This is a genomic window from Enterobacter cloacae complex sp. IR5412, assembly GCF_049237385.1.
GTDB classification, from domain to species: domain Bacteria; phylum Pseudomonadota; class Gammaproteobacteria; order Enterobacterales; family Enterobacteriaceae; genus Enterobacter; species Enterobacter intestinihominis.
Map to the genome: position 1 here is coordinate 59390 of NZ_JBMKHQ010000018.1, position 26709 is coordinate 86098.

At 45.7% G+C, this 26709-nt stretch carries 30 protein-coding genes and 1 pseudogene; 12 read left to right on the top strand and 19 right to left on the bottom strand.

The annotated features are described in order from the left end of the window. From mobH to ACOTX2_RS22675, 6 genes are read left to right on the top strand one after another with little or no spacing between them, the layout of a single operon-like run. Complete coding sequence (gene mobH, locus ACOTX2_RS22650; protein ID WP_001011152.1) at positions 1 to 3147, top strand: MobH family relaxase; 3147 nt, start codon at positions 1 to 3, stop codon at positions 3145 to 3147. Beyond that, positions 3147 to 5231, top strand: a complete 2085-nt coding sequence (gene traD, locus ACOTX2_RS22655; protein WP_001284073.1) for a conjugative transfer system coupling protein TraD — start codon at positions 3147 to 3149, stop codon at positions 5229 to 5231. Before mobH ends, traD begins: the two co-directional genes overlap by 1 nt. After that, positions 5231 to 6340 carry a hypothetical protein gene (locus ACOTX2_RS22660; RefSeq protein WP_000343600.1) on the top strand — a complete coding sequence of 370 codons (1110 nt, stop codon included), beginning with the start codon at positions 5231 to 5233 and terminating at the stop codon, positions 6338 to 6340. Before traD ends, ACOTX2_RS22660 begins: the two co-directional genes overlap by 1 nt. Beyond that, positions 6327 to 6989, top strand: coding sequence for a DUF4400 domain-containing protein (locus ACOTX2_RS22665; RefSeq protein ID WP_000718549.1), 663 nt, complete (start codon positions 6327 to 6329; stop codon positions 6987 to 6989). Before ACOTX2_RS22660 ends, ACOTX2_RS22665 begins: the two co-directional genes overlap by 14 nt. A 10-nt stretch (positions 6990 to 6999) precedes the next feature. Continuing rightward, complete coding sequence (locus ACOTX2_RS22670) at positions 7000 to 8181, top strand: S49 family peptidase (RefSeq protein WP_000952985.1); 1182 nt, start codon at positions 7000 to 7002, stop codon at positions 8179 to 8181. A 1-nt stretch (position 8182) separates the two neighbouring features. Next, complete coding sequence (locus ACOTX2_RS22675; protein WP_000338612.1) at positions 8183 to 8914, top strand: nuclease-related domain-containing protein; 732 nt, start codon at positions 8183 to 8185, stop codon at positions 8912 to 8914. Between the two features lie 286 nt (positions 8915 to 9200). Here ACOTX2_RS22675 and ACOTX2_RS22680 read toward each other — a convergent pair whose 3' ends face one another. The 11 genes from ACOTX2_RS22680 to ACOTX2_RS22730 all read right to left on the bottom strand — a co-directional run bounded on the left by ACOTX2_RS22680 (position 9201) and on the right by ACOTX2_RS22730 (position 16244). Continuing rightward, positions 9201 to 9554: a hypothetical protein gene (locus tag ACOTX2_RS22680; protein ID WP_000210769.1), complete on the bottom strand. Its 354-nt coding sequence runs from the start codon at positions 9552 to 9554 to the stop codon at positions 9201 to 9203. Between the two features lie 65 nt (positions 9555 to 9619). Then, positions 9620 to 9904, bottom strand: a complete 285-nt coding sequence (locus tag ACOTX2_RS22685; RefSeq protein WP_001091367.1) for a hypothetical protein — start codon at positions 9902 to 9904, stop codon at positions 9620 to 9622. Positions 9905 to 10260: 356 nt separating this feature from the next. Beyond that, the gene (locus ACOTX2_RS22690; RefSeq protein ID WP_000442693.1) at positions 10261 to 10560 is read right to left on the bottom strand and encodes a hypothetical protein; all 300 of its coding nucleotides are present in this window, start codon (positions 10558 to 10560) and stop codon (positions 10261 to 10263) included. A 432-nt stretch (positions 10561 to 10992) separates the two neighbouring features. Continuing rightward, on the bottom strand, positions 10993 to 11361 hold the full coding sequence (locus ACOTX2_RS22695) for a hypothetical protein (protein WP_000537761.1): 369 nt from the start codon (positions 11359 to 11361) through the stop codon (positions 10993 to 10995). 225 nt (positions 11362 to 11586) lie between these two features. After that, on the bottom strand, positions 11587 to 12123 hold the full coding sequence (locus ACOTX2_RS22700) for a hypothetical protein (protein WP_000800251.1): 537 nt from the start codon (positions 12121 to 12123) through the stop codon (positions 11587 to 11589). A gap of 67 nt (positions 12124 to 12190) precedes the next feature. Next, complete coding sequence (locus ACOTX2_RS22705) at positions 12191 to 12628, bottom strand: hypothetical protein (RefSeq protein WP_000286108.1); 438 nt, start codon at positions 12626 to 12628, stop codon at positions 12191 to 12193. A gap of 44 nt (positions 12629 to 12672) precedes the next feature. Beyond that, entirely contained in the window at positions 12673 to 12969 is a 297-nt protein-coding gene (locus ACOTX2_RS22710) for a hypothetical protein (RefSeq protein ID WP_000856246.1), read from the bottom strand. Between the two features lie 134 nt (positions 12970 to 13103). Further along, a complete protein-coding gene (locus ACOTX2_RS22715; RefSeq protein ID WP_000237191.1) occupies positions 13104 to 13805 on the bottom strand; it encodes a hypothetical protein in 702 nt (233 codons plus the stop codon). A 314-nt stretch (positions 13806 to 14119) separates the two neighbouring features. Continuing rightward, a complete protein-coding gene (locus ACOTX2_RS22720; protein WP_000708863.1) occupies positions 14120 to 14401 on the bottom strand; it encodes a hypothetical protein in 282 nt (93 codons plus the stop codon). Between the two features lie 65 nt (positions 14402 to 14466). Then, on the bottom strand, positions 14467 to 15651 hold the full coding sequence (locus ACOTX2_RS22725) for a hypothetical protein (protein WP_001272971.1): 1185 nt from the start codon (positions 15649 to 15651) through the stop codon (positions 14467 to 14469). A 416-nt stretch (positions 15652 to 16067) separates the two neighbouring features. Next, entirely contained in the window at positions 16068 to 16244 is a 177-nt protein-coding gene (locus ACOTX2_RS22730) for a hypothetical protein (protein ID WP_001371930.1), read from the bottom strand. A 510-nt stretch (positions 16245 to 16754) separates the two neighbouring features. Here ACOTX2_RS22730 and ACOTX2_RS22735 point away from each other — a divergent pair. The 5 genes from ACOTX2_RS22735 to ACOTX2_RS22755 all read left to right on the top strand — a co-directional run bounded on the left by ACOTX2_RS22735 (position 16755) and on the right by ACOTX2_RS22755 (position 19659). After that, on the top strand, positions 16755 to 17699 hold the full coding sequence (locus tag ACOTX2_RS22735) for a DUF5417 domain-containing protein (protein WP_000778029.1): 945 nt from the start codon (positions 16755 to 16757) through the stop codon (positions 17697 to 17699). A gap of 98 nt (positions 17700 to 17797) precedes the next feature. After that, positions 17798 to 18397 (top strand): hypothetical protein, encoded by a 600-nt coding sequence (locus tag ACOTX2_RS22740; protein ID WP_001031420.1) that lies wholly within the window; start codon positions 17798 to 17800, stop codon positions 18395 to 18397. Positions 18398 to 18456: 59 nt separating this feature from the next. Continuing rightward, a complete protein-coding gene (locus ACOTX2_RS22745; RefSeq protein WP_000743059.1) occupies positions 18457 to 18807 on the top strand; it encodes a hypothetical protein in 351 nt (116 codons plus the stop codon). Between the two features lie 46 nt (positions 18808 to 18853). After that, positions 18854 to 19057, top strand: coding sequence for a hypothetical protein (locus ACOTX2_RS22750; protein ID WP_001015183.1), 204 nt, complete (start codon positions 18854 to 18856; stop codon positions 19055 to 19057). A gap of 281 nt (positions 19058 to 19338) precedes the next feature. Continuing rightward, a complete protein-coding gene (locus ACOTX2_RS22755; protein ID WP_000332796.1) occupies positions 19339 to 19659 on the top strand; it encodes a hypothetical protein in 321 nt (106 codons plus the stop codon). Between the two features lie 608 nt (positions 19660 to 20267). Here ACOTX2_RS22755 and ACOTX2_RS22760 read toward each other — a convergent pair. From ACOTX2_RS22760 to relB, 3 genes are all read right to left on the bottom strand, one after another. Next, complete coding sequence (locus tag ACOTX2_RS22760) at positions 20268 to 20426, bottom strand: type I toxin-antitoxin system Hok family toxin (RefSeq protein WP_001447866.1); 159 nt, start codon at positions 20424 to 20426, stop codon at positions 20268 to 20270. A gap of 71 nt (positions 20427 to 20497) precedes the next feature. Next, entirely contained in the window at positions 20498 to 20785 is a 288-nt protein-coding gene (gene relE / locus ACOTX2_RS22765) for a type II toxin-antitoxin system mRNA interferase RelE (protein ID WP_000323025.1), read from the bottom strand. Next, a complete protein-coding gene (relB, locus tag ACOTX2_RS22770) occupies positions 20785 to 21024 on the bottom strand; it encodes a type II toxin-antitoxin system antitoxin RelB (protein ID WP_000534858.1) in 240 nt (79 codons plus the stop codon). Before relB ends, relE begins: the two co-directional genes overlap by 1 nt. 24 nt (positions 21025 to 21048) lie before the next feature. Here relB and ACOTX2_RS22775 point away from each other — a divergent pair. Continuing rightward, a pseudogene (locus ACOTX2_RS22775) lies at positions 21049 to 21165 on the top strand (hypothetical protein); the annotation flags it as partial. 121 nt (positions 21166 to 21286) lie between these two features. Here the strand turns inward: ACOTX2_RS22775 and ACOTX2_RS22780 are convergent. The 5 genes from ACOTX2_RS22780 to ACOTX2_RS22800 all read right to left on the bottom strand — a co-directional run. Then, a complete protein-coding gene (locus ACOTX2_RS22780; RefSeq protein WP_000167917.1) occupies positions 21287 to 22210 on the bottom strand; it encodes a cation diffusion facilitator family transporter in 924 nt (307 codons plus the stop codon). A gap of 199 nt (positions 22211 to 22409) precedes the next feature. After that, positions 22410 to 22982 carry a cytochrome b/b6 domain-containing protein gene (locus ACOTX2_RS22785; RefSeq protein WP_001515348.1) on the bottom strand — a complete coding sequence of 191 codons (573 nt, stop codon included), beginning with the start codon at positions 22980 to 22982 and terminating at the stop codon, positions 22410 to 22412. A gap of 475 nt (positions 22983 to 23457) precedes the next feature. Beyond that, positions 23458 to 24696 carry an IS110-like element ISEsa2 family transposase gene (locus tag ACOTX2_RS22790; protein ID WP_000219087.1) on the bottom strand — a complete coding sequence of 413 codons (1239 nt, stop codon included), beginning with the start codon at positions 24694 to 24696 and terminating at the stop codon, positions 23458 to 23460. Between the two features lie 421 nt (positions 24697 to 25117). After that, positions 25118 to 26458, bottom strand: a complete 1341-nt coding sequence (locus tag ACOTX2_RS22795) for an ISNCY family transposase (RefSeq protein WP_000589001.1) — start codon at positions 26456 to 26458, stop codon at positions 25118 to 25120. A 173-nt stretch (positions 26459 to 26631) separates the two neighbouring features. Next, positions 26632 to 26709 (bottom strand): IS3 family transposase (locus ACOTX2_RS22800; protein ID WP_323053678.1); only part of this gene is annotated, 78 nt, incomplete at its 5' end.

Genomic DNA, 26709 nt, shown 5'->3' on the forward strand with positions numbered 1-26709 from the left:
ATGAATTTCAGGGCGCTGTATTTATGTATTAAACGGATTTTGGGGATATTCTCATCTCAGGAGAATGATGCAACCTCTGTAATGATTGAGGATATATCAAGCCTCTCTCCTTTTGCGCAGATTCTAGGAGATCAGAAGTACACTGTTCCTGATCATCCAAATCCAGAAGTCCTGAAATTCATCGAGTATCCAACTCGTCCGACGGGCATACAGACATTTAATGAACAGTCAATCCTGTCTCTGTATCGGGAAAAGCTGCACTCAATTTCAATGATGTTAGCTATCAGCGATAGCGACATCAGGGACGATGCATATACATTTACTAATTTAGTTTTAAAGCCCTTGGTTGAATATGTTCGCTGGATACATCTTTTGCCAGCTTCCGAAAATCATCATCATAATGGTATTGGTGGGTTACTTTCTCACAGCCTGGAAGTGGCCATACTCTCTTTAAAAAATGCGCATCACTCAGAACTGAGACCAATCGGATATCAAGATGAAGAAGTAGTCCGTAGAAAAGTATATCTCTATGCTGCGTTTATCTGTGGTTTAGTCCATGATGCCGGAAAGGTTTACGATCTCGACATTGTAAGCCTGAATTTAGCTAGTCCGATCATTTGGACGCCAAGCTCACAAAGTCTTCTTGACTGGGCACGTGAAAATGACGTGGTTGAATACGAAATCCACTGGCGAAAGCGTATTCATAATCAACATAATATCTGGTCCAGCGTTTTCCTTGAGCGAATCCTAAACCCGGTATGTCTTGCATTTTTGGATCGGGTAAATAAAGAACGTGTTTATTCAAAAATGATCACCGCCCTAAACGTTTATACTGATGGGAATGACTTTTTGTCTAAATGCGTGAGGACCGCTGATTTCTATTCTACTGGTACAGACCTTAATGTTTTACGTGACCCTATCATGGGTCTGCGTTCTAATGATGCAGCAGCAAGGGCCATTAGTACCATCAAGCACAACTTTACCAGTATCAATATCAACAATTACAATGCTAAGCCTATGCACATCATTATCGTAAATGGTGAGGTATACCTTAACGAGAACGCATTCCTTGATTTTGTTCTCAATGATTTCGAATTACATAAATATAACTTCCCTCAGGGAGAGGCTGGTAAGACCGTATTGGTAGAATCCCTAGTTCAACGTGGTTACGTCGAGCCCTATGATGATGAGCGTGTCGTTCACTACTTCATTCCGGGTATCTATTCGGAAAACGAAATATCAAACATCTTTAGAAATGGGATAGGGAAACTAGAATTCTATAACCTTCTTAAGCTAAGGTGGATTGGTTTAATCTTTGATTCTTATAAAATCCCTGACTCAGTGCCGGGTCTTTTTAGCGTTAATGCCAATAAAGACTTTATTTACATTGACGAGCAAAAAACAGTTACTGAATACAGAAGACCAGTGCCCGGTCGGGACGTTATAACTAAAATTACTGATACTGTTGAGACGGCTGTTCTTAAGGTTAATGATTTAGGCCGCTCCTCTGCCTCTATTGATGTTGATATACATTCTAAGAAAAATGAAGGCTCATCCGACGATTTTGAGAAGAAAGCCGAAAGTGATAATGAAATTGATAATGACACGCAGATAGTTAAATCTGAGGGTGAGGAAGCAGCTGATCCTGTCATTCCTGATATAGAAGAAAGTGAAGATGAATCGGCAAAGGACACGGAATCCCATGTCCTGGTCAACCAACTTCATGAACTCCTTTTAAGCGCTCCACTTTCCAATGACTATATAGTGTGTGTTGATGCTGTCCCCTACCTCAACATAGATACCACTATGGCATTGCTGCCGGGATTAGATGAAAAAGCATTCAGTGAAGAGCCCTATTTCCAACTGACATTCAGAGAAGGCTCTCTCGATGGAATGTGGATAGTAAGGGACATTGACGATCTGCGTTTAGTCCAGCTCGGCGATAACTGCGCCGGGTTCCAGCTCACCTATCATGAGCCAAGAAGGCCAACAACTTTAAAGTCACTTTTCAATACTTCTATGTATCAGGCATTAGTGATTAATGATGAGTCTTCTGTTGAAAACTCTGCCCCACGTCCAAAGCAAACGCTTGAGCTGCCTCCCCCACGTGTAAATGCAGTCGAAGAACATTCTGGCGACGTGGAATATCATGGAACCGATAGTGCATCCGCGACTGGTCCGCTGAAAACTGAGGCTGTGGAATATGAACATTATCAACATCTTTTTGAGAAAGAAGATGAAGAGCATGAGATCATTGATTATACCGATTTCTCACAGCTTAGTGTTTCTCGGCCAGAAGTCGGTAGTTGTGCAACAAGCTCTTCGGTCCATAATGAAAAGCTTCTCTCCGAGCCGTCAGAATTACCAGAACTTAACCGAGAACAGAACGCTGATCCCCAGGGTACGAATGAACGCTCTATGGATGTTTCTGTAGGACAAGAAAACTCAGAACCAGATACTGAGGGTAACTGCCCACCACCAGCTGAAGTTGTGTATTCCCAGACCGAAGCAGCCGCAACCAGTGTGATGGCAAGTGAAGAGCCCGCCTTACCTCCTGTACTTGAAGAATCAAATGGAGAGCATGCGCCCACAGACGCTAAGGGGCATCATCTTTCGCCAGCACTGGCCAGACTGTTCGCCCCAACAGCACCGGTAGAAAAACAAAATCCCAAGCGCAACCGGAATAAATCATCGGACAAAGCAGAAGTACAAAAACCAGCATCACCTGTTTCTGGTCACAATCTGAACAGTAAAGTCTTTGCATCTACTGAATCAGACCAAAATGGTGAATTCTCGCTTATAAGCGAAGGTGACGTTACAGAGCTTGAATTTGTAGAAATTGCGTTAGTACTGCATCAAATTCTGTCCAAAATGGAGGTGGCGTTTAAAAGAAAGCGCAAAAACAGATTTATGGTAAGTACTCCTAATACTCTCTATCTGACCCAATCTTGCGTGGAAAAATTTGGGTCGCAGTTAGAGGCTCAAGATCTTTTCAATAAGCTTCCTCAGTACCTCGTTAATTCTGGTGCTGTGATCAATACAAAATGCCATGCATTTAACATGCCTACTTTGCTGGCCGCATCAGACCGGGCGAAAGTGGACATTGAACGAATTATCAATAACCTGAAAGAGGCTGGGAACCTATAATGTCAGATTCGAAGAGGACTAACCTCCATGCACAAGAGAATTTTTATCGGCCTATTCTTGAGTATCGTAGTGCCTCAATACTTTTGATTTGTTCGGTTTCTATGCTTTATATGGGACTTTCTTCAGACGGACTGGACATCGCCCCAATAGTTCTGTTCACCTCAATATTGCTTTTTTTGCTGTGCCTTTATCGTTGCAAAACAGCAGCGCCATTTTTGATGGCTCATTGGCGTGTATTCAAGCGACATTTCATGTTCGTTAGTCTTGATTCACTGCGTGTAATTAACAAAAGTAACTTTTTCTCCAATGAGCGAAAGTATCGTCAACTGGTTCAGGATTATCAAAATAAAAATAAGGATATACCCGAGCGAAAGTCCTATTTTTGTGATGGGTTTGAGTGGGGTCCGGAACATGCGGATCGGGCATATCAAATAGCTAACCTCTCCAGTGATAAACGTGAGATCGAGTTGCCATTCGTCTTCAACCCAATTAAGAGACATTTTGACGCAATGGCTCGTAAGATGGGCGGCAGCAATGCAATTTTTGCTGTGGAACGTAGGGAACCCATATTTGTAACTGAAGACAATTGGTTTGGTCATACTCTGATAACCGGAAACGTGGGTACCGGGAAAACGGTGCTACAGCGTTTACTAAGCATTAGCATGCTTCATCTTGGTCATGTTGTTGTTGTCATAGATCCAAAGAACGATGCAGAGTGGCGAGAATCTCTAATGGAAGAGGCTAAGACCCTCGGTCTTCCTTTCTATAAATTTCATCCTGGCCAGCCAGCATCTTCGGTCTGTATTGATGTCTGCAACACCTATACTAATGTTTCTGACCTAACATCTCGTCTTTTGAGCTTGGTGACAGTTCCCGGTGAGGTTAACCCATTCGTTCAGTATGCCAAGGCTCTCGTTTCCAATGTGATTTCCGGGCTTTCTTACATAGAGAAAAAGCCTTCTATTTATCTGATTCACAAGAACATGAAAAGCCACATGTCTATTGTGAATCTTACAGTCAAGGTAATGGAGTCATGTTACGCGAGATATTATGGTTACGATGTCTGGACCGAAAAAGTTAAGTACGTCGCTAACGATACCTTGCCGGTACGTTTCAAGCGTCTCGCTGAATGGTTTACGGCTCATTTCATGAATTACGAGGGGTCCGAACAAATAGACTGGTTAGATACTGTTTCCCAGCTTATTGATTACTCAATGTCCGACCCAGAGCATATGGCTAAAATGACCGCAGGTATTATGCCTGTTTTCGATATGCTCATTGAAAAACCTTTAAATGAGCTTTTATCTCCTAACCCGAACTCAGTATCATCAAGAGAAATTGTAACAAGCGAAGGGATGTTCAGCACTGGCGGGGTGCTATACATTTCGCTTGATGGCCTTTCAAACCCCGATACAGCAGCTGCTATTTCTCAATTAATAATGTCAGATCTGACCTCCTGTGCCGGTAGTCGCTACAACGCTCAAGATGGTGATATGTCAGCTAATTCCAGGATAAGTATTTTTGTTGATGAGGCACACTCAGCCATTAACAACCCTATGATTAACCTTCTGGCGCAGGGTCGTGCAGCGAAAATTGCACTGTTTATTTGCACCCAAACCATCTCCGACTTTATTGCTGCGGCAAGTGTTGAAACTGCCAATCGAATTACGGGGCTCTGCAACAATTATATAAGCTTGCGAGTCAACGATACTCCTACTCAGACGCTTGTTGTAGAGAACTTTGGTAAGAGTGCGATAAGCACAAATATGGTCACTTATACGACCGGTTCAGAAACATCTTTGCCGCATAATAACTTCTCAGGTTCAATCTCAGAAAGAAAGCAGACAACTTTAGAAGAGAGTATTCCAAAGGATCTCTTGGGTCAGGTCCCTATGTTTCACATAGTTGCCAGGCTTCAAGATGGCAGGAAGGTTGTAGGCCAAATCCCTATTGCTGTTGCTGAGAAACAAATGAAGCCAAACACAACTCTGTCGGAAATGCTTTTCAAGAAGGCCGGAAAAGTTACTTTGCGTCAAAATCTCGATATCAAAAATCTTAATAAATTTCTAAGGAAGTTGCATTGATGGATGAAAAAATTGTCCTGACGCGCCAGCAAATTTTAAGCTCTGCACTAAAAGTCAGCAAATGTCGCTCGCTCGTAAAAAGGCGCTTTCAGTCTTTGGGTTTAAAGTACGCAGATTCTCAGGAAGTTCGAGATCGGCTAACTATGATAGAAAAAAACGCGTTTCATCATTTGGGAAAATTTTGTCAGAGCAACGATATCGATTCCCTATTCTCCATGGCAAATACCCTGTCTGAGCTTTTCCTTTTAAAGGGAGAGTTGATCACGACTGATCCCTTTGGGGACCGTGAAACCAGCTACTGGTCGGTACCACAAGGATCATGCCATGAATGGATTCAATCACTGACCACCAGCGAAGGTCCTGAACGTAAATTCGTTAGTTTCCGTATTTCTTTCGATAACAATGACGTACGGTGTGATCTTGTAAAAAAGAATGCCCGTATGCTTGGTTGTTATCTTTTGCCTTATTTCGTCGATTTAACACGCACGGTGGGCGCATTCATTAATTTGCCAGGTAGTGTCTCTTTTAAACAAGTACAGCGCATCAAACCCCAGATTCATCCAGAAACAACACATAGTCATATAGTTACTATTGAGGACTCTCCCTTTCTTTCTCGGTTAAAATTTAAAATCATTACTGCCATAGATCAGCTTCCTGACCCTAATGGCCTTTATACAAACACCTTTAACAGCATTATTGACCGTGCACTGCTGACTCATCTCAAAACCGAACAGGAAAAAATAGATAGTCCAAGAGTCTGCAAAAATGTGATTTCGGCTTTTGCCGACTCAACTCTTTCTCTGCCGGTGTTTAACATCGGCCTAAACGAGCAGTACAGATACTGGACGCCGTGGGGCATCAACTTTATAGAATTTTCCCGCCAGGCCGCAAAAGCAAGGACCGCTGTATTTGTTCCTGATGTGGGACAGATCGAGTGGAAAAGCGCAGAGCATAAAGAACTGGCGGAGTTAAGCCTCATCGACCAAATCATACCTAAACAGTACCACTGGCTCCTGGGTATCCCGACGATGTGGCGTAACAACTATTGCAATCACGATCAGAGGCTAGCTCTTTTTCGTGAATGGAGGGAAAGCAATGGCTGCGGATAATACAAGCAGGGCAGCAGTGCTCAGAACAATGCTTTTTTTTGGCATGGTCATTTATTTTGGTTACAGCTTGGCTTTCCAGAATACTGAGGAGCTCAAATATCAGATTACTCAGGAGGTTAATGCAAGCCGGTCCATCATATCAAATGACCGTTGGAAGTCTGTCATTGCAAATAGTGAAGCGACTTTAAATTGGTTGGTACATGACTATAAGTTAATTGACTATCTGAATACTATTCTGATCCCTGACACCAAAAAACCAGCCAGAGGTATTAACATTGTTGCTGAAAAATTTACCTCTATTAATTACACTATGGCCAAAAACATACCCCTCTTACTTTATCAGTCCATTTTCCGGTGGAACTTAATCCTGGGGTGGCTAATCGTTTTTCTGCCCTATCTATTTGCCATGCTAGCAGATGGAATGTACCAGTGGAAATTGAAGAGGTACGTATTTGGTAAGGTTACAGTTCAGTTTTATCGTATTTGGTTTCGAGCATTTTGGGTGATCAGTGCTTTAACGATGGTCTACCTGGTCATGCCAAATATGTCACTATTTAACAATATCGCTCAACTTTTCCCACCAGTCGCTTTATTGATACTGGGAATTGCATTGAATCGCTTGTGGTCTAACTTTCAAAAACTCATGTAAAGGTGGTCAGATGTTAAGCAGTAAAAAAAGGAAGTCCCCTACAAATATCAAAGAATCGCTCAATGATAACGCTGACCGTTTTTATAAGATGTTTCGCATTCATACCACGGCAAAAGTTGCTATGTCGCTAATTGCCATGACCGCTGTAGGGTTTTCTTTCTACAATCTTTACGAACAATGGCAGGACGCTGAAGGGAAGAAAGACCATATAGCTGTAATACGGATTTCTGGCGAGATGGGTACCGGCTCGGAAACGGGCGATGGAACAGTGATCGCAACAGCTCTTGCCAAAGCTTACAATAATCCCCATGCCAAAGCAGTTATTATCGAGGCAGAGTCAGGTGGTGGTGGTCCCTCTGACGCCATCATTATTTACCGCCAGATAAACGCGCTTAAAAACCACCAGCCACAGATTGAACGCGTATCAGATGCCGGTGGCTCTCTTTCATCTGTAGCCGCTGACAAGAGTAACAAAACCGGGAGCACAGAACGTGGCGATGAAGCACGGTCGAAGCAAAACTCCCTCGAAGTACTCTCCAGCGGTACCGGTCGTTTTTTCTCTGATATCGCAGACTCATATAAACCAATCATCGTTAGTGTGAAAGGCATATGCGCATCCGCATGCTATTACGCGGTATCGCCCGCTGATGCAATTTATGCCGACAGTAATGCCCTGATCGGTTCTATCGGTGTGCGTATGGACCACTGGAATCTGTCAGAGATCATGAGCACAGTAGGCGTCAAGAATGAGCCCCTTACGGCCGGTGAGTTCAAAGATGCTCTTGACCCCTTCCACCCATTGTCCGATTCAACGAGGGAGTTCATGCAGAAGGAGATCCTGAACACGATGCATGAAAAATTTATAACTGATGTTGAACTTGGACGGGGTAAAAAGCTTCTCTCGCGTCATGATGCCGATGCTGTTTCTCTCTATTCAGGCCGTGTATGGCCAACACCTCAGGCAGTTAAGTACGGCCTGGTGGATGGAGATCTTACGTCAGTAGAGATCCGTACACGTCTTTCAAAAATGTACTCCACTGACACGTTCAAAAACTACAATGAGCCTCATCGTAATCTCCGTTCTGCACTCGGCATGCTGATGAGCCTGTCTTCAAATATTGAGAGCCTTACCGGTACCACTACCCGCTTAGTAGAATCTGTTAATGCCACCAGCTACCCCTCTGTGAGGTAACATGGATGCTTTCAATCTGCTGTGGAGCATTACGGGGGTAGCTTTCATTATCCTTATTTTCGTCGTGTTGCTGTGTCTGTTGGGATTTATGACCTCTGCCATAGCGGAACGGCGGACTGCAAAGGCAATTGAATCTGGGCTTCCTGAAGAAGCTCAGGGGCTACTTAGTGATCTCACCTTTCAGTTGTCGGCTCATAGCACTACGCAGGTTGATCACATTCTCGTAGCCCCACATGGTATATACGTCATAGAGCAGAAAAACTACGTAGGCAAGCTCTACGGTACTCTGGAGGAAAGCCACTGGCGGAAATGGACTCAGTCCCGAACCCTCAAGTTGCAGAACCCGTTTAAGCAAAACCAGGGGCACATCAGGGCTATTCAGTCTGCTCTTAAGGCTAGAGAACTGGAATGTATCAATGTCGTCATCATAAACGGACGTTGTAAGTTTGATGGCATCAAGCCGGAATGGTTATGTATGGGGATGGACGATTTTATCCATAAAGTCAAACAACGACGAGGGCTACGGTTGTTCACACCGGAGTCTGTTCAGCACATCTGTTCGGTGTTGAAGTCAACAAGGAAGTCGCCAGGGCTCTATACGGACCTTACTCATATTCATAACATAACGACAAAGTACAAAGCCCCGATGAAATTCGAGCAACGAGTAACATACATTCTGCTCAACTTTATCCATTATCTGTGGGCAAGTCTGTTCACTAAGCAGAAGCCTTAGCGCTCTATCATTGGTAAGGCTGTAAAATGTCTGCAAAAGGCCCCATCGGTAAATTGTTGGGGCTTTTTCTTTGCGTAGTTCTGATACGGTTTATCCTGTGGAGCATTATGGCCACCAGCCAGCTGGTGACTGGCCAACGCTTTGTATGACGTAGCCTACTCAGGGCAGGCTATTTTAGAGGGACCGATTTTTATCCGGGCTAATTTAGAAAGAGATAATTTGAACTTAGGCGGGCTGACCACCAGCAGAGAGGTAAATCACTAGCCGGTGATATTGACAGAAGTCGTCAGGGGTTTAACGCCGGAATATTTTGCCAGGCCTCCTGCAAGGTCTGCAAGACTTCTACAAGTGATAGTGACGGCCACAGGACTGTTTCCGTCATTATCACTCCAGGTGGCTCGCACTCTACTGGTACCAGAATTAAAACAACACGAGTTCCTTTTACCTGGTAGGCAAGGTTTACTGCCGGTTGGCGGTAGGAGGCCAGTACACCCTCACCATATTGAGCAGGGTTACTTGCCCAGTTCCGCACCATTGCATACACCTGAGGCATATACCGACTATCCAGATCCCCTTTGGGCCGTCTGAACGGCACGATTTCTTCTGAGCGGTAGGTGGTCGTTGTTGTATTGGTTGTCATCTTTGTCACCTCCCCTGTTCGTCCATTTAGAGTTTTAAGCTGCTTTACACATCACACTCAACTGATTATTTAAGCTGGTCATCGTCTCTGGCCAGCATAGCCCAACCATTCGCCTGGTTTTCGCGGGAGTAAGGATTCATTTCAAAATAACTATCTACCGCGTCGCTGTCCGCAACAGAACTGTTGTTAGCTCTCTTTGAACCCTGAACCACTACAGCATCAACCTCTGCGGCTTTCCCGTTGCGCTGTACCAGGATTTTAACCGTATTGGGCTTACGTCTTGCGAGCAGTTTGTTGGCGATAAAAAGCACAACAATCCAGGCCAAAAGCACGTATAAAAATGTATTCATAATGCCCTCCTTTGTATGTGATTATTATACCTGCTTCCATTGCAGGCCAAACAGGTTCGGTGCATGAAAAATAGACTTCTCTCCGGCGTATAGCAATCTACTTACTGATCTGTTTTCGTATCAAACTGTATGGCATAACCGAGGGGCGTACGTGGTGAGTCAGAAAGTTACTTTTCCGTAATAGTTAATTTCAGATCCTTCTTCCAGTTACGCTTCAGTATAAAACCGATACCCTCTAATTCAGCATCCTTCACGTTTAATACGCTTCACTTTAAGGCAGGGCTTTTCGGTTGAAATGAATTCTTTTTCCGGTTGCTGGACATGGGTTTCATCCTGATAGTTAAAGTTGCAGGCTATCAGTCACCACCACCACCTCCGTCACCTCCTCCACCGCCACCATCACAACCACCAGCTATGCTATTTTCACCATTACAATCACCTCCGAGGGGGTTCAAATGGCTGCTCCCCTGTAGATGGTGTCCTTGCCAGATCGAACCCGAACCAGCGCCTCCTGAGCGTCTTTGCTTGCCCTGAGGCAATTGTGCAGGCTCACCAGCACCGGCGGTACCAAAAATGTCCCGGGCAATTTTATAAAGAAGGTAAAAAGGTACGCCCAGCATCATAAAAAAGATTACTGAAAATATTACACGTTCCATTGATGATCTCCTGTCTTGTGAGAGACCAGTTATATCAGGGTGATTCAGTATTTCCGTTTAGAAAAGAGTACTAATTTGGCCCTGTTCGCTCTTAATTTGCCATCCGGGAAAAAGTCATAGGGATAGGCCTGCCAGAGTCAATAACTTCCAGTGATCTGGAGGAGACCCCGGCTCTCTGAGCCCTCATGGATGGTACGGCTTTACCCCTTGTAAACAGATTCACGTTCCGCAGGACAAACATCGACTACTGACGTCTCATATTTGCTGACGCTAATCCGACGTCTCATTGCCGTCTGCTTGTTTTCTTTAAAGGGTGTATTAGACGAATATCAAATCGGAATGGTAGGGGATGTGTGGGCACCATGCCCGGCCCTCTTTGAGCATCTGAGAGATTGGAGACCTAGCCGGGTAAGATAGCTACTTTCTTACGGGTTACCCTTCAAATCCAAAGACGAAACGGACGCTGCCGTTCTCCACGTGGAGACGCTTTACTTCTTCGACAAATTCCTGGATCACCTCTCCGGCGTTATCGGGTGGTATGGCTGACAAAATTTCTTCCGAAGTCAGCCATGAGTATGAATGTTCACCGAATAAATCATCATCTTCGGACGGTATATCATCAGGTAATCCGCGTAATGCGTGGATAAAAACTGCTGATGTGCTCGCCCTTTCACGATCTACATCAAATCCGAGCCAGGCAAAGTGGAGATATGATCGGTCCCCTTTATAATTGCTTGATAAATTAATCCATTTACCAGGCTTTTCTTCCCTTTGAAATCGCCAGCAGATATCAACGCCCATTAAGAAACTCCATTACTATCGTTCGTATGAGATAACTATCATTTCAGAATACTATGACTTCTTCCCGTATAGAACTAATCGCTCACGCCATTTAGCTACTTACTTTTTTTACGTACGCTTGCAGCGCAGTACCTTGAGAGAAGTAAGTAAGACTGGGCGAAGCCAACCGGTTCCGCCACCTCGCTCACCGGCTTTTAGGCGTAAGCACTGAAGTCAGCCTCCATGCTAACTGGCGAGCCTGCGAAAGTCAGACTCGTTGTTATAAAGCGGCATATCGTAAGCAGTGTCTGAAATGAACATTCGGATCTGCTCAAGCGTCATGCCACAATGAAAACGGGTTACGCTCACATTGGCCCGGGGGAAGTCAGCACAAAATGCATTCAAAACATTCTCATGGACAATACCAATGTTGATTAACGCAGCTGGCCCGTTGTCACGGAAAGATACGACACGGAATCCCCCATACCAGCCTGACTGGGAGAAAAATGAAAATGCACTCGTTGCCAGACCATTAGACAGGTCATAGCGCAATTTCCCGCTCAGAGACTGGCTGTCTCTGCTGTACACGCGATTAATGAAAATGCCGGGACCAACTTCTACCGGCTGCTTGTTGCTTGCTAAACACGGAAAGCCCACCAGCGAAACCTCCCTTTCTCCTAACCAGTTTACCTGATACCCGGCAGTGAGAAAGTCAGTCAGTTCTACGCCAGAAAGAGCATTAATGGCCGCAATATCGGTATCCAAAATATTTACGTTTTTCATATTCATCTCATCTATATTCTAAAGTGCGTTTTTTGTCTATCAGCCCGAGGATTGAAAATTTGAATATTTAATGTGACAGAAAAATACCTGTCACCTTTTCAAAAACTGCCTGCAATTGAATATCGAGAGAGTCCATTTTAAAATCCACCAGCTCAGCTTTATTATCGCAAACCGAATAAAAATAGGAGTCAAATGCGTCTGTATCTTCATCTTTAAAAATACGGAAGGAATTAATTTTATTATGCCCTTCAAATTCGGCATGAATACCATAGCGAACCGAGCCGTCATCGAACTGAACAACCCGTCGTACAGAATTAATCCGGACGTACTGTTTTAAGGCCCTCGCGAAATCGGCATTTAACGCCAACGCTCGTAAGATTGAATCAGCGGTTTCATTCTGCTTTTTACGATCATATTCAAACATCCCACAGCCGGTGTTACGAAAGACCGGCTGAAGAGCATTAACCAGGTTGAAGGAATCCACGTTTCTGTCGTTTCTGTACATGAGATATCTCCTGCCCCTCCGCTATACGAAGGGGCTTGATAGGGTTACTGCCAGGCTGCGATCACTTCTTCGCACTGGAAATGAGATAAGCACTGCTGGAGTAAAAGGGCCAGCACCGCTGTGTTAGGGACGCGATTGTTACACCACGCGTTGAATAGCAGCTGCCATGGACCGGCATAATACCCGGCCAGTTTCTTTTTTTGTTTATCTGTGCAGCAGCTGGAAATGGCCTGCTGATAAAGGCTTTCATTCTCGGCACCAGAGCGTTGTTGCAGTGCCTGATAAATATAGGAGTAGACAGAATCGGAGCAATTAGATGCATAGGCCAGATTGGTTTTCATAATACCTCCTGTGTTTTTGGGTATTATATAAAACTCCGACCTACTGGCTAATAACCCACACTGTAATTTCTTTTAAAAACACAATAAATTTTCAAAATTGGACCAGTGTGGATTTAAGCGAGCAGTTTAAATCTTTATGAACTAGCTTTCAAAGAGGTTGGTTTTTCGGGAAGTTTTTTGCCAGACCAGCATGTTGGTTTTTTTTCTGTAGTGCAGATTAGCTGGTACCTGCCCCTTCTTACCTCTTTGAGCAATGACTGTTTGAAATATGGTAAGCCCAGTTCAAAAACCCAGTAACGACCGTCTGCAAAAACGACTGAATTTTCAACGCCATCCGAAGCCACCAAGGATGCATCATTAAGTAGACGTTCTTCATAATGAAATGGTAATGAAAATGTCAGATATAACGCACAAAGTACAAAGATTCCTGTGAGACTAACTGCCAGTGAACCACAATAACCAGAATAAACATTTAAATTTCTTTTGATAAATTTCTCATGCAAGATTACAAGCAGACAGAATACACAAGCTACCAGCCCAAATCCTACATGCAGATAAAACTGTCTTATTTCATCATTCCAGACGATGTTGTCCCATTTCGTGCTTAAGATTGAACCCAACAAGGAGATAATAAAAGCGGCAATTTGAGAACTGATAAAGTAGGAGAAAGCTGACTTTGAAGTTATTTTTTTCATAGAAACAGGAACCTCTTTACCTCGTTCCTGATCAGAGAAAAGACACAAAACGCACCATGCGCAAAAAACTGCAAGTCCAGATGCAATAATCTCGCGTAAAAACATATTAAACGTTTCCGATAATGAATAAGTAATTACCATATCCTCTCCGTAAGTCTACATATAATTCAGACGTGACAAATAATTAAAGGCATTGCTATTCTATCATTATGCATTGCGTTTAAAATCATTTCTAATTCAGCAGAGTAGCGATACAGGCATTTCGCTATCCTAAAATCTGGTAGCTTTCCATTTCCTTGCTGAGATAAATCAAAATAATTCTATTTATTGCCTATTCGGATGCTGCAAAACCTTATAAATCCGGATGTATATCACTTAACAGTGAACCATTCGGTGACTTGCTCTCCGTGAGGTCCACCGGGTTTATCCAGTAGGGAACATTCTGCTTTTACCGTTTACTGCATACGCGAGCAGGAATTCTGTTGCAGTTCTGCATTTGCCTGCTTTTCCAGTGCTGTCATAACCCGGCGGAGCATCGCCAGAGCCTGAACAGGCGAGCTCCCAAACTGCACTTTCACTTCATCCGTATCATGATCCTGAATCAGGTCGAGGATGTTCACTTCGATCCCTGCCCCGTTTTCATCTTTTGCCGTGCACTGAATACTTACCCGGGTCACCGAATCCGTCAGGACTGGCAGTGGGTTAGTCTTGTCTACGTTGATAAAAGCCTTCTTCATTGCCCTGTTTCCCCTTGTCCTGAAAAAGTTACCGACCCGTCCGGATGGAGGGGTCGGTCAGAAAATCATGCCTGTCCCTTATTCATCTTCTCAGCATGCTTACGCAGGTACTCTTTCAGGTCAGCATGAGCATTGATGATATCGTTCATTTCATCATTGGTCAGAACAAGCGTGTAAGTATCAGTGCTGACAGATTCACCTTCTTTAAGCTTGGCTTCTTCAGCAATACGTTCAAAAATCGGGATCGCGGTGTCGGCAATGACGGTCACGGTCTTTTTGTTCAGAACGCTGGACATGGATGGTGCTTTACCTGCCGGGTTCTGTTTAGGAGCGCTGTCCTTTGGAGCCGGAGCTGGTTCCTGTACCGGTGGCGTAACCAGCGTCTCTGTATTGCTTTCATCATTCAGTTGATCCGGTACCGGGGTGTTAACGGTAGCATTACCTGCCGGTTGCTCATCACCGGAGTTTTCCGGAGTCTGCGGATCTGCCATGCGCTCTTCTACCTTGGCAGCTTTGACGAATTTCAGCGTGTTTTTCGTCGCTTTACCATAGATGGAGATCGCCTTGTTGATGTTATCTACCGCATCCTCACCGCTGTACATATACTCGTCCAGCGCAACGTACATGCTCACCTGATCGCTCACAAGCATGGTCTGTAGTTCAGAAGGCAGGTCCAGTACGCGAACCATCTGGCGAAGATGCTGCTCTGATTTACCACGTTTTTTTGCCAGTTCCGCAAAGGTCTTAGGCTCTTCTTTATCTTCAACAAGACGCTTAATTGAAAGCGCTTCAGCTACGACAGACAGCGCCAGGTTGGAGTTGCCGGTCAGGGTGAAGAGTTCTGCTTTTGAAGCGCTACCGCGAAACTCTTCGCAGCGAATACGAGTAATGCGTTCACGCCCTTCTGCTTCCAGCTGGCGGTTTGCAATAGCGATGGAACGGATACGGCAAGCCCCCTGACGCAGTACAGGTACGCCATTAACCATCTGAACAACGATAGGCGTCACGCTGAACGGGTCTTCCATGTAGGCATCGGCCAGGCTGTTCAGGTGTTCCACAACGTGAGGCATTGAATAGTAGAGCTCGCCCATACCGGCCGTGCGGGTGTTAAAGCCTTCCTGCTCTACAACAACCGAAGGGTCAATGATAAGGCCGTTACCTTTACGGGCACCGTTACCAGTGCGTTCCAGGTAACCACGAAGGCTGATTTCGTTGCTGTTGTTTTTTACTTCAGTTTCGATTGCGGACATTTTTGTTCTCTCTTTTGGTTGGTTGTTTAACTGCGCTACAACACAACAATACCAGGTTCGACATTTTTTCTAATAGGTTGCACAGAAGAAAAAGTAACTTTTCTTAAAAAAAATTCCTGAGACAATACTACTCGATCCGTCCGTTTTAAATCTTCACAACAGTGGGCCGTTTTTACGTTTAAGCAAAATAGCTGGTTCAGAAGGTGAGTCGGAGAGAAAAGTTACTTTTCCGGTTGTCTGGGCCAGTGATGAGAGAGTGGCAGGACAGGAATGGCTAAACCGGTGCGGGTCTCTTGTAAGTCGCAGGGGATTGAGGAGATATAGAGGTAAACCGGTACGTTCAGTTTTTGGATTGAGCCGGGCTTTTGGCCCGGGCTTAAGGAAGCGGAAATTTGAACGAACTGGCAGGTAATGATTTATGCCGCCGACAGCTGGCCGTCAGTGCTTTGCTGTTCTGGTTTGACAGTTGGGGGATAACCGGCAGTTAGCCGCTGGCATTCCGCATCACAGAAAGCCCTGAGGTTGCTGAAGACGGACTCCATGAAATCAGCATGAGCATACGAGTCTACAGGACGTGTCTTGTTATCTTTCATCTTGTTCTCCTCAATCATTATTAAAACCAGCGGATTTAGTTCCTGGCGCTCCATCTGCTGACCGGCTTTCCCAGAGAGCAGCGATGTGTCGGGTTCTGTTTCTCATTTTATCGTTTTCATCGGGCCCATCCGGCCGTATAAGAGACCGATTTGGCATGTTTAAGAAACGTACTGGCGACATTAAAAGCTGAGGTTGGCTTTGGAATAAAAGGATACTTTTCCCGTTTGTCAGGTCTTTCGCTACCGCTGCACGATGATTCTGTCAGGCATTCTGCGCCCTCCTTGGCTGTACATCTTGAAACAAGCGGTGGGATGTTCCCTTCCCCCTGCTCACCGCAGAATAATTGGCAAGTCCCGACGGTCGTTCCGTACGAGCCGGGTCCAAATAATGAATAAATACAACGCCACTTCAATTGTATTGACAATAGAAGTTAGGAGGATCATAGTGTCATTCATGGTGCGGCTTTCGCACCACCGCCCCGGCGGTACCGGGCAGAACTGGAGTACCTCATGAAACTTTCCCGTCAGACGACTTCTGATACTTCTGTTGATGGCCGTTCACGCGCATATGCCTGGGGCCGTGTCCATTATTTCATTATCGAACATGCACCAATGGCTGAGCTGGTCGCTATTGACGAGCTGCTGGAAAAAGCTGGCTGGAGCAATGACGGCTGTCCGAACTATGAGAAAGATGACGAGTTTGGTAATGCTGGTTACAGCTGTGGTTACTGGATCGATATTGACAGCGTGGGAAGCTTCAAGGCTGACTACAAACGTCTTAAGGGTGAGATTAGTGCGCATATCGCCTCAAAGGCGGCAGAGGTGGAGATCCGCGTACTGGACTCGATGTCCGACAAAGAATGTAAAGATGTTGCCTCGGTGGCATGTACTGTTCGCCGTGACTTACGTACGCAGTCCGAATCGCTTCATTCACTGCGTACTATCGTAACGGTTGATCATTACAATCCCTATGTGATCACCAGCCGCCCGCTGAGCATTTCCGCCTGGACACTTATCCACGACTGTCTGAAAACCGGCACCATCAATGACGTCTGTTCACGGTTGAGTTCATTAATCCTGCACTCTGAAGCCGCGATTGCCCGTTGTAAGGGAAGCTCCGACTACTCTTCGGAACACGCTCAGCTATCGTTTTTTGCTGGTAACGACTATGTCACCAGACGCACCCTTGTTGATGCAGCTCACGAAGAGGCTCTGCGAATGAACCGCCGCTTTGATGAACGTATTGCAATGAACGCGGATTCTGATGCCAGAAGGCTCCAGTGCGAATTCAACCTGAGCAACCATGTCGTACAGCGTCGGACCGTTGAATCTGCTCATATCCAGGCAATCAACGAAGACGTCACCCGTTCACAGGCGGAACCACGCTGCCCTGGAAAGCTTCTTCTGAAAATGACCAGTCATGAGGAAGTGCGGGACTCACTGAGCACCTGTTAGTCCAGCGACACCCCCTGCGGCTCTACTACCGGGCCGCAGTCTGCTCCGGCCAGATGGTGCCAGTGGCGTAATGAATTTGTTTAATAAGGCTGAGTATGATGAATAAAGAACAACTAATCGACAAACTGGAACGCGTGGTATGTGGTCAGTACTCCTACGAAATGCAGGAGCTTGCGTATTCGGCCCTCTGCTGCATTAAAGGCACCCCGGACGACTGCGCTAAGTTCCCTGTTACGCGTCCGCTGCCTGACACCTTAGTGGACGTATGGGACGAGATCGGGCAATACCTTGGCACAGGCAAAGCCATTGAAACTCGCAGTTGCGGCGTTTCGCTTCTGCTTCATGGACACTGCTACGATTCAAATCATGTGCTGTACTGGCGCAATGCTGGCGCACTTCCAGCAGCTTGCGATACGCCACTGGCTGGTGGGTCTCGCAAACTGTTCACCTGCTCAGCCTGTGGAGTGGACGGTCTGGATGAACCACCTGAAACCAGTTGCCACTGCTGCACAGAGGGGGCCCACTGGATTGAGAGCAGGCTCTTCACCTCCGGGCAGGCAGACCCTGAAGAATTTAGACCCGTGGCGGTCGTGAAAGAGTGTGCAGGCTCAACGCCGGATGATCGGCTCATCTGGAGCGTGATTGAACAGCTCAACGGCGAACTGGCGGAAGGCGATAAACTATTTAAGCGACGCTGACAGATCACGTCAGCATTTATATCAGACGAACTCCAGAATAATTTAAAGCAACCATGAACATGAAAAAGCCCAAAGCTGCATTACAGAATGCCATGAAAGAAGATGTGCCAGCTGTGACACAGATTCAGATGCGATCTACGGTTTCCAGAAAGGTTCGCTATGTAAAACAGGCAAATCGAGAGGGTCTGAAATTATCTGAGTGGATGTCGCGGCATCTCGACGCTGTCTGTGATACCGCAGATGAGATTCATAAAGGCAAACGCTCAACTCCGGTTGCGCCTGGGAAGATTCCCCCTGAGGTATACCAGGTGATATACGATCAGTGCGGCGGGTTCGTGGAGTGTGATGCTAATGCCCAGGTAATCTGGGAAGCCTGCCGTGATGCCATTCTTAACGGAGACAAAGGGTAAACGGCAGGTATCGCCTGTCATTTTTACCCTTGTGAGGAAAATCCTGATGAACCATGAGAGCCGAACTGTATACCTGAACACGGCCATTGAGGCCCTGTTGAAAGCTGAGGCGGCTCTGAACGAGCTGGCATTAGCCTATGTACTCAAACCAGGTGAAAAGGCAAGCGCATGCCATCCCCGAACCGGTACGCTTTCCACAGCTTCCCAGGTAAGAAAACTTCGCCGTGTTCTAGAAAAAAACAAGTTATGACGGCCCTTATACGCTGGCATAATGTACCGTGCTTCGCTCATCCCAGCAGTATGGGTTTTAAACTCTTCCATTTTTAAGAGTACGGGAAGAGCCTTATTATTGTCGCATACCCTACGGATGCATTGCAGTTCAAACCGCTGTTCGGTGCAATTATTGCTGTATCCGGCGGATTTGAAAATGACAGAAATAGTGATGTAAAGCTCCGCCATTAAAGAAATGCCCCGTAGTTTGGCGAATCAACTTTCTGAATTATCTCGATGAACACCATTTAAGGAAATCGAATGTGTGATTTTTGCAGGGCTGACGAAAATTACTTTCATATGGCAGAATGCGTGTATGACCAACTGGTTAAAGAGTATCCCGTAATGTGGCTGCGGGATTCAACCCGGATCGGGGCCTGCTACCTCTGTCGAGAACTGCTGTCGCCGGAGGGGATGGTCCTGGCGATGCAGAGCGCTTTCCCTGCGAAGGGATGGCGGCTGCGTATTTGGTACAATGAAACCATTGACGAAGAGATAGAACCGCAGCGTGGAGACTGTATTGAGCTGTCCTCCAGGGCGGACGCTCTGCTGTCCTTCATGTCGTTCCAGGAAAAGGTTTAGCGCTGCGGCCCCCCTCACAAAAAGGCGCTTTCCGCGACAAATCTGGTACGACCGGACAACGTTGAGTCAATTCTTGCTTCCCCGCAGAAGAATCCCTATGAAGTAAAGTAGAGGTAGGCATTACGCCCACCAGCAAACCTGATAACTGTTCTTTGCGTAACATCCTCAAACTTCTGGTGCCTTCGTAGACTGCGATGCGAATGCCCATGAGCTGAATTCACCGTATCATTTGACCGGATGCAGCGAGAACAGAAATGACAATGTTTGAACGATTTGCCAGACGGCCATAAAACTCTACTGGGTACAGAATAAGGACTGACCGCAATGGCTACGTTCTATGAGCTACCGACCAGTGAGAAGTCCATTGTTTCCGGTACGTGCCCGGACGAGCACCGGTGAAATTTTTCCCGACTGGATTACGCTAAGGCTTTTGAACGGTTTGCGTGAAGTGGGACTCTTTGGGTCTGGTTCTTGATTTATACAAAAGGCTATATGCCACAAGACGGGAGGAAAAAAGGGTTTCCCCGACTGGAGAAACCCTTTCAAAAGGTGCCGATGGCATACTAATCCACACCCCGAAAAGAGGGGGTTGCCCCCCTCTTTGTCAGCTACTTACCGGATTCGTAGGCCAGGATAGCAGATACCTCCCTTGTTCCGTCTTTCATCCGCAACTCGCAAAGCGAGTTTCGTGTGAGCCAGGTGAATATCAACAGCGTTAAACAAACTATTAATATGCACAAAACAATGGGTTGGTTCGGCATTTTCATGGCCTTCTTCTCCTGTCAACGCAAAGCAGAAGTGTCACCATCGGTGCGAAACAGAGATGTCATGCTTTGGTTCAGAGAATGCGTTTGACCGCCTCGCTATATACTTCCGAGCGTTCTCTTTTCCCAACAGAAATCACGAAAACGACAACTTTCTCGTCTATAACCTGGTATACAAGGCGATAGCCTGAAGACCGGAGCTTAATCTTGTAACAATCAGGCATACCACGGAGCTTGTTTGCTTCAATCCGGGGTGACTCAAGTACTTCAACCAGCTTCTTTTTCAACTGTTCACGTACCGTCGAGCCCAGCTTTCGCCATTCCTTTAGTGCCCGCTCGTCAAAATCCAGAAAATACGCCATCAGAGTTCATCCAGCGTCACACGTACTGGCTTAGGATTACGAAGTCGTTCTTTCACTATCTCCACAAGTTCAGCATCTTCATCACTCAGGAGTGTCTGTTTGAACGGCAAGCGTTCATTGTCAGCGATATACTCGAGCATGAGACGAAGCGCTTCAGAAGGAGTTACGCCCATTTTTTCAAGCGCGGCGTAAGAACGCGCTTTAAGTTCATCGTCAATACGTAGGTTAATGCTACCCATGTCTTACACCCCTTGTAATTACAAATGTCATTACAAGTATCGCACTACAACATGCTTAGGGCAAGTCACGAAGTAAGTCAGAAAGTAGTCGTAAGAACGGTGATCACTGTCCGCTTTGTGCCAGAAGCGGACTTTTTAAAAATATTGCGTGCCCAACAATTGGGCGCAGGTCACATCAAGTACCCTCAGAATTATAGAGAATACCTGAAATTTTTGTAGAGCGAGGTTTGTTACCCTGCCCGACCAGCGACATGTGGTTAGTTTAGTGATCAGAAATGTCGAGCGTTTGGTCGTTCATTGACGCGGGATCTTCCAACGGTTCCACATGAGTGGTGATATGGATAAAAGGCAGTGCGGTGCGGATATCATTCTCTATACGCTCGGCCCAGTCGTGCCCATATTGAACAGTCCATCGCCCAGGAACTAGGATGTGCATTGTCATAAACGCCCGCCCGCCAGCCTGGCGTGTACGTAGTGCATGGAAATCAAGCCCCTGTTCACGATATCCTGCCAGCAGTGACTCGATTTTTTTGAGTTCTTCCGTGGGTAGCGATACGTCCATCAGACCTGCAGCTGAACGACTCATAAGCTGATAACCAGTCCAAACGATGTTGGCTGCGACCAGCAATGCAACGATCGGATCGACCCAAAACCAGCCGGTCAGATAAACCAGTCCGACACCAAAAATGACACCGACCGACGTCCAGACATCGGTCAGCAGGTGATGAGCATCTGCCTCAAGAGTGATAGAGTTGTGCTGCCTGCCAGCCCTTAACAAAATGCGAGCCGTCACAAAATTAAGGATTGATGCGACTGTTGAAACCAGTAATCCGAGACCAATCTCCTCAAGCGGCTGTGGAGTTAACATCCGCTCAACTGCGGTATAGGCGATACTGGCTGCCGCCAATAGGATCAGAAATCCTTCGAAAGCACTCGAGAAATATTCGGCTTTGCCGTGCCCATATGCATGGTTCTCATCGGCCGGAAGCGCAGCCAAGGTCAGCATCCAGAGCGCCATTAGGGCTCCTGCGAGGTTAACTACGGATTCGATGGCATCAGATAGCAGACCGACCGAACCGGTCATTTTCCACGCCACACCTTTGAGTCCGATAGTGGCAATAGCCGTGGCAATGGAAAGCCAAGCGTAGTGCGTCAGCGGACGAGGTAACCCTTTTGTTTTAGTCATTATTAACTTCCTAAAATAGGACGACTAACTCACATTTCTATCCATGATAGATAATTAAACAATCATTTCGCCATGAATATTTTTTCGTTTTTATTAAATTTAATTAAAAAGTCTCTGCAAGTGCTGTTTCATCTTCTAGTAAACTAAATTTTATTTTTAGGGTTTTCTTCAACTTGAAGTAATATTATCTCACAACAGATTAGTCACTTAGGTTAACTGAGCGGCTTTTATATTTTTCAATTAAAATATGCAAAACTCCCATTGCACCATGTGCATAAAAATAGACCTCAATGAAAGTAGTAAAGAACTTATGCCAGTGGATTACTGTTTCAGCCAGATTTGACTGCATGGTATTCAACAAGAACCATAGGCCACCTGAAAGTGCTACAATTAGCAATGCTAGAACTCCAAATCCTTGGATTGTACTGGCAATACCTCCCGAATGTGCATCGGGCAGTCGGAAACTAGTCAACGTTTTTATATCTTGCTTAATACCACTAAAGTCAAGCCCTACCCATGAAAAATAATAAGTAAAACCTCTTTGAGTAAGCATCCAACTTAACATAATAAAACCACAAATAATCAGTCCTAACCCTGAAATAATGTGCATCCAGGTTATAACTCCTTCAAGACTATGTTCACCAATTGCTTCGGTCTCTGTCAGATTAGAGTTAATAATTTGTGATAATATTAGAAATGCCACAATGATGTGAAGAATACGAAAAAAAGGAGCGTAATCATGGGGTAATAGATTCCAGAGTCGCAATTTCATTAATGAGTCCTTAGTAAATTTATCGATGATCTTAATCATACAAAAGAATTATTAGGATAACCTTAATTCTTAAAATTGCAGCAGGCATTAGTTCACCTCTGATATGGCCACTTGCGAAATGGGAATGGTAACTGTTATTACTATGTGTTTACTTGCTGTTCTTGTTACGCAGCCCCTTAAACACATTACTTTCAAATATGATTTCCTGCTGGGTTTAAATATGTGTCTTTCTATAGTGCGGCAACCTATTTTTACACCAACTCATGAATTAAATAAGAATCATAAATTAAATGAGAGGTTTAATTCTCTTGCTTAACGCGATGATATTAAATGGAAATTTTAATTTTTGTAATTTATTAAACAGTTAGAATGAGACATGGTAAATACGATCTTCCTTTAGATAATTCTGATAGCACTTTTTCTACTGGGCAGTCTGCAATGTCCGCTTCACGCCCTGAGACATTCGACAAGCTTTTTATGGCTTCAGTAAGGGCGAGTGTCTCGCTTCGAGAGCCAGCAAATATTTCGCTTCGTCATAACAGGTTCTGGCCTTCCAGCAGCGGTAAATGATCCTTATCCATTTGAACGCCAGTGCCCGGATCGCAGACTGATGAGATTTGCCCTTTTCTCTAAGGCCCTGATAATACAGTTTGGCCCAGTATGATGAATTAACCGTCTTGGCAGCCCATTCAACAAAGGTCTGCCTGACGAACTTGGCACATTGCCATCGCCAGTGAACCCATGATTTTTGGCCGCTTCGTTCGGTCACCGGTGCTATACCTGCGTAGTTTTGAATTTCTTCAGCGCTGTTAAACCGGTCACGATTATCACCAAGTGCAGCAAGCATCCGTGGGCCCATGCACGGTCCCATGCCCGGAAGTGATTTGAACAGCCCCGCATCTGGCAATGTGTCAAACAGCGTTTCGATTCGTTCGTCATAGGTTTTGATGATTTCACTCACGACTTTAATTTGTGTCGCCAGTGCTGCTGCCATCAAAGCATTAGCCTCTATAACACTCGGGTCTGTAGTCAATGGGATCGCATTATCAATACTCGCAACACGTTGCTCGGTAAGGGCCATAGCGCGACCACCTTTGGCATTCAGAAAGTTGCGGATCGTGTCGCGTCTGGCTCGTTTCAGTTGTTGCAGACTGGGCCACCGGATAATCAGCTCACACAACAGTAAGCTACCCCGATGTGAGAACCACTCCAGTGGCTGAGGATAATACTGTTTAAGCGTGTTGATTATCCGGTTCACAAAGCGTCGTTTATCTTCAACCAACTGACGACGTTGCTCAACCAGTTGCTGAAGTAAGCGAATATCCGCATTGTCGGGTTCAATAGCTTTTATCTTCTGGGGGTAACGCAGCATTAACTCTAATGCCAGCTCGGCATCCTGCGGATCATCTTTAGCGCCGCTGGGCGAGAAGGCTTGCCGATAACGAGCCAGGGACAATGCGTGGACGGGGAAAACGGTGATAAAGGGGTATTTTTGAAGAGCATATACCACGGGGCCCTTCTTCAGTTCGAGAGCTATTGCGATTCTACCTTTTACTTTCTGGTGTAACTCAGTAAGCCAGGCATCAAGCGCTTCTGCTGTATGTTCAATCACATCGAATACGCGTTCACCGTTTTTAAACTGAACACAGACATCGTGTTTTTTATCAGCCCAGTCCAGACCAACGTGCGCAGCAAATTGATTAGTCACAGTCATCACCAACTCCTTTTTATCGGGGATTGGTATGCATTCCACGCTCTTCGAAAGAAATATAGCCAGCAGTTTATCTGCATGCCCTGAGTATTCGTTAGCGAACGTGGAGCACCTACTGGCTCGAAAGAAAAGCGGCGATCATCACATGATTCTCGCTCAATATTCGTAACCAGTAAGCGCATACCCTGAATCACTTCAAAGTGTAATTCTCAGGGTACGAATGACTATATCTCGCTCTTAGCGGACATTAGCATAGGCTATTTACCATAACGCCGCATTACGCGTACCGCTCAGACGGCCTGAGCGCGTTTCTGACGTGTCCCCGTTAAAAACAGTAACAAACCACCCGAAAATGCACGCCAGAAACGCTACGTAAGAATCTATCCTATGACTGGATATGCACTCAACTGAATAACGCCTGGTTTCAGTCCATTTTATCGGGATCAGCCTTCTTTCTGGGTAATTTAGGGGGCTTCACTTGCTGATTACTTTGCGTGCGGCGCGTGAGCCAAGGATGGTCAGCTTTAGGTTTTACGTAGAATTTTGAGCGTAAATCAAAACGGGCATTATCCACACGTTCATGGACACTTTTTTCATCATCCAGTGGTATAGGCTCCGGGCCATCAACATATTTTTCCCATCCCAACGCTTTCCCATCATACAGAACCTTAATTTCACCGTTAAAGCTTTCGCATACCGTGACAACCGAATGCCGAAGTCGATATCCCCGGCCTTCACTGCGAATCTGAAACGCACTGCTTTTGTACTGGAAAGTGAGATTTTTGGAGAGAACGCGCTTCGCCTGGAGGCTGAAGATATAACCCAGTTCCTCTTCAGAATGGTGTACATCAAGATGGGCGTTATCAGCAATACGAGGCGGCGTAGCAAACCGGTTGTTATAGGCTTCAATAAAGGTCGGCAACCATGCGTTTGCTGTTTCAATATCACTGATACCCTGAAGCCGCATTTCTTTGACCAGCCTGTCCTGCAGTGTCTGATTGGCACGCTCTACCCGCCCTTTTGCCTGCGGGCTGTTGGCATGGATTGGCTCGATGCCCAGTGTCTTTATCGCACGTGTGAACTGAGTCAACTCTCCTTCCCGCTCCGGGTTATTTACTCTGAATATACTGTGTCTGTCAGAATAGAGAGCCAGTGGTACGCCATGATCATTAAGGTAACCCCGGAGGGTTTCCATGTAAGCCCGGGTTGTTTCTGCAGGAGCGAATCGTAGCGCCATCAGAGCGCTGGTAGCATCATCGATAAAGACTATCAGTGTGCATTTGGGGCCCCGACCTTCAAACCAGTCATGAGGCGAGCCATCAATCTGGATGAGTTCACCGTAGGATGGGCGCCGCATCCGGCGCTGATAAATTCGGGCAAACTTACGACGACGTTCGCGCCATATGCCCTCCTCTACCATCCACTTCCTGAGAGTTTCAATGGATAAACACAAGCCGTGTATCTCGCGCAATTTTTCGCACGCAAGCGTAGGTCCAAAATCAGCGTAGCGGCCTTTGAGGAGTGAAATTACTGTTGCTCTGAATTCGGTAGAAAAGGAATTATTGGGACGCTTTCCACGTCGGCGGGAAACTAGACCAGAAGGCCCTTCATTTCTATACCGTTGCACCAGACGTTTAACCTGCCGAATAGAAATGCCAATGCGTGCCGCAGCTTGTTCCTGAGTAATATGGCGATTAAGTGACTCCTGAATAATGTGAAGTCGGTCGAGTTCCTTATGACTCATCGTAACAGTCTCTTTGATCATGAAAAATCCCCCAGAGAATTGTCTGGGGACATTTTAGAATGGTTCAAAGGGGACATTACAGCTTGGTGTTAACAATGGCCTTCTTCTCCTTGCATTTAAGCAGGCAAGAGGCTACTCTGAATGTGACTAGCATACAGGGGCCTCGGTTGTACTGACCCCAAAAAGTTGGACAGTTAAACACGAGGCACATAGGTCTGGGTTCGATATTCAATTGGACTCAGACCTTTTAATTTCAGGCTAATTCTTCTGCT

What these genes read in the sequence shown, in the direction of transcription:
- mobH (WP_001011152.1), top strand. Translation starts at nt 1, where the DNA reads ATGAATTTCAGGGCGCTGTATTTATGTATTAAACGGATTTTGGGGATA.
- traD (WP_001284073.1), top strand. Translation starts at nt 3,147, where the DNA reads ATGTCAGATTCGAAGAGGACTAACCTCCATGCACAAGAGAATTTTTAT.
- ACOTX2_RS22660 (WP_000343600.1), top strand. Translation starts at nt 5,231, where the DNA reads ATGGATGAAAAAATTGTCCTGACGCGCCAGCAAATTTTAAGCTCTGCA.
- ACOTX2_RS22665 (WP_000718549.1), top strand. Translation starts at nt 6,327, where the DNA reads ATGGCTGCGGATAATACAAGCAGGGCAGCAGTGCTCAGAACAATGCTT.
- ACOTX2_RS22670 (WP_000952985.1), top strand. Translation starts at nt 7,000, where the DNA reads ATGTTAAGCAGTAAAAAAAGGAAGTCCCCTACAAATATCAAAGAATCG.
- ACOTX2_RS22675 (WP_000338612.1), top strand. Translation starts at nt 8,183, where the DNA reads ATGGATGCTTTCAATCTGCTGTGGAGCATTACGGGGGTAGCTTTCATT.
- ACOTX2_RS22680 (WP_000210769.1), bottom strand. Translation starts at nt 9,554, where the DNA reads ATGACAACCAATACAACAACGACCACCTACCGCTCAGAAGAAATCGTG.
- ACOTX2_RS22685 (WP_001091367.1), bottom strand. Translation starts at nt 9,904, where the DNA reads ATGAATACATTTTTATACGTGCTTTTGGCCTGGATTGTTGTGCTTTTT.
- ACOTX2_RS22690 (WP_000442693.1), bottom strand. Translation starts at nt 10,560, where the DNA reads ATGGAACGTGTAATATTTTCAGTAATCTTTTTTATGATGCTGGGCGTA.
- ACOTX2_RS22695 (WP_000537761.1), bottom strand. Translation starts at nt 11,361, where the DNA reads ATGGGCGTTGATATCTGCTGGCGATTTCAAAGGGAAGAAAAGCCTGGT.
- ACOTX2_RS22700 (WP_000800251.1), bottom strand. Translation starts at nt 12,123, where the DNA reads ATGAAAAACGTAAATATTTTGGATACCGATATTGCGGCCATTAATGCT.
- ACOTX2_RS22705 (WP_000286108.1), bottom strand. Translation starts at nt 12,628, where the DNA reads ATGTACAGAAACGACAGAAACGTGGATTCCTTCAACCTGGTTAATGCT.
- ACOTX2_RS22710 (WP_000856246.1), bottom strand. Translation starts at nt 12,969, where the DNA reads ATGAAAACCAATCTGGCCTATGCATCTAATTGCTCCGATTCTGTCTAC.
- ACOTX2_RS22715 (WP_000237191.1), bottom strand. Translation starts at nt 13,805, where the DNA reads ATGGTAATTACTTATTCATTATCGGAAACGTTTAATATGTTTTTACGC.
- ACOTX2_RS22720 (WP_000708863.1), bottom strand. Translation starts at nt 14,401, where the DNA reads ATGAAGAAGGCTTTTATCAACGTAGACAAGACTAACCCACTGCCAGTC.
- ACOTX2_RS22725 (WP_001272971.1), bottom strand. Translation starts at nt 15,651, where the DNA reads ATGTCCGCAATCGAAACTGAAGTAAAAAACAACAGCAACGAAATCAGC.
- ACOTX2_RS22730 (WP_001371930.1), bottom strand. Translation starts at nt 16,244, where the DNA reads ATGAAAGATAACAAGACACGTCCTGTAGACTCGTATGCTCATGCTGAT.
- ACOTX2_RS22735 (WP_000778029.1), top strand. Translation starts at nt 16,755, where the DNA reads ATGAAACTTTCCCGTCAGACGACTTCTGATACTTCTGTTGATGGCCGT.
- ACOTX2_RS22740 (WP_001031420.1), top strand. Translation starts at nt 17,798, where the DNA reads ATGAATAAAGAACAACTAATCGACAAACTGGAACGCGTGGTATGTGGT.
- ACOTX2_RS22745 (WP_000743059.1), top strand. Translation starts at nt 18,457, where the DNA reads ATGAAAAAGCCCAAAGCTGCATTACAGAATGCCATGAAAGAAGATGTG.
- ACOTX2_RS22750 (WP_001015183.1), top strand. Translation starts at nt 18,854, where the DNA reads ATGAACCATGAGAGCCGAACTGTATACCTGAACACGGCCATTGAGGCC.
- ACOTX2_RS22755 (WP_000332796.1), top strand. Translation starts at nt 19,339, where the DNA reads ATGTGTGATTTTTGCAGGGCTGACGAAAATTACTTTCATATGGCAGAA.
- ACOTX2_RS22760 (WP_001447866.1), bottom strand. Translation starts at nt 20,426, where the DNA reads ATGAAAATGCCGAACCAACCCATTGTTTTGTGCATATTAATAGTTTGT.
- relE (WP_000323025.1), bottom strand. Translation starts at nt 20,785, where the DNA reads ATGGCGTATTTTCTGGATTTTGACGAGCGGGCACTAAAGGAATGGCGA.
- relB (WP_000534858.1), bottom strand. Translation starts at nt 21,024, where the DNA reads ATGGGTAGCATTAACCTACGTATTGACGATGAACTTAAAGCGCGTTCT.
- ACOTX2_RS22780 (WP_000167917.1), bottom strand. Translation starts at nt 22,210, where the DNA reads ATGACTAAAACAAAAGGGTTACCTCGTCCGCTGACGCACTACGCTTGG.
- ACOTX2_RS22785 (WP_001515348.1), bottom strand. Translation starts at nt 22,982, where the DNA reads ATGAAATTGCGACTCTGGAATCTATTACCCCATGATTACGCTCCTTTT.
- ACOTX2_RS22790 (WP_000219087.1), bottom strand. Translation starts at nt 24,696, where the DNA reads ATGACTGTGACTAATCAATTTGCTGCGCACGTTGGTCTGGACTGGGCT.
- ACOTX2_RS22795 (WP_000589001.1), bottom strand. Translation starts at nt 26,458, where the DNA reads ATGATCAAAGAGACTGTTACGATGAGTCATAAGGAACTCGACCGACTT.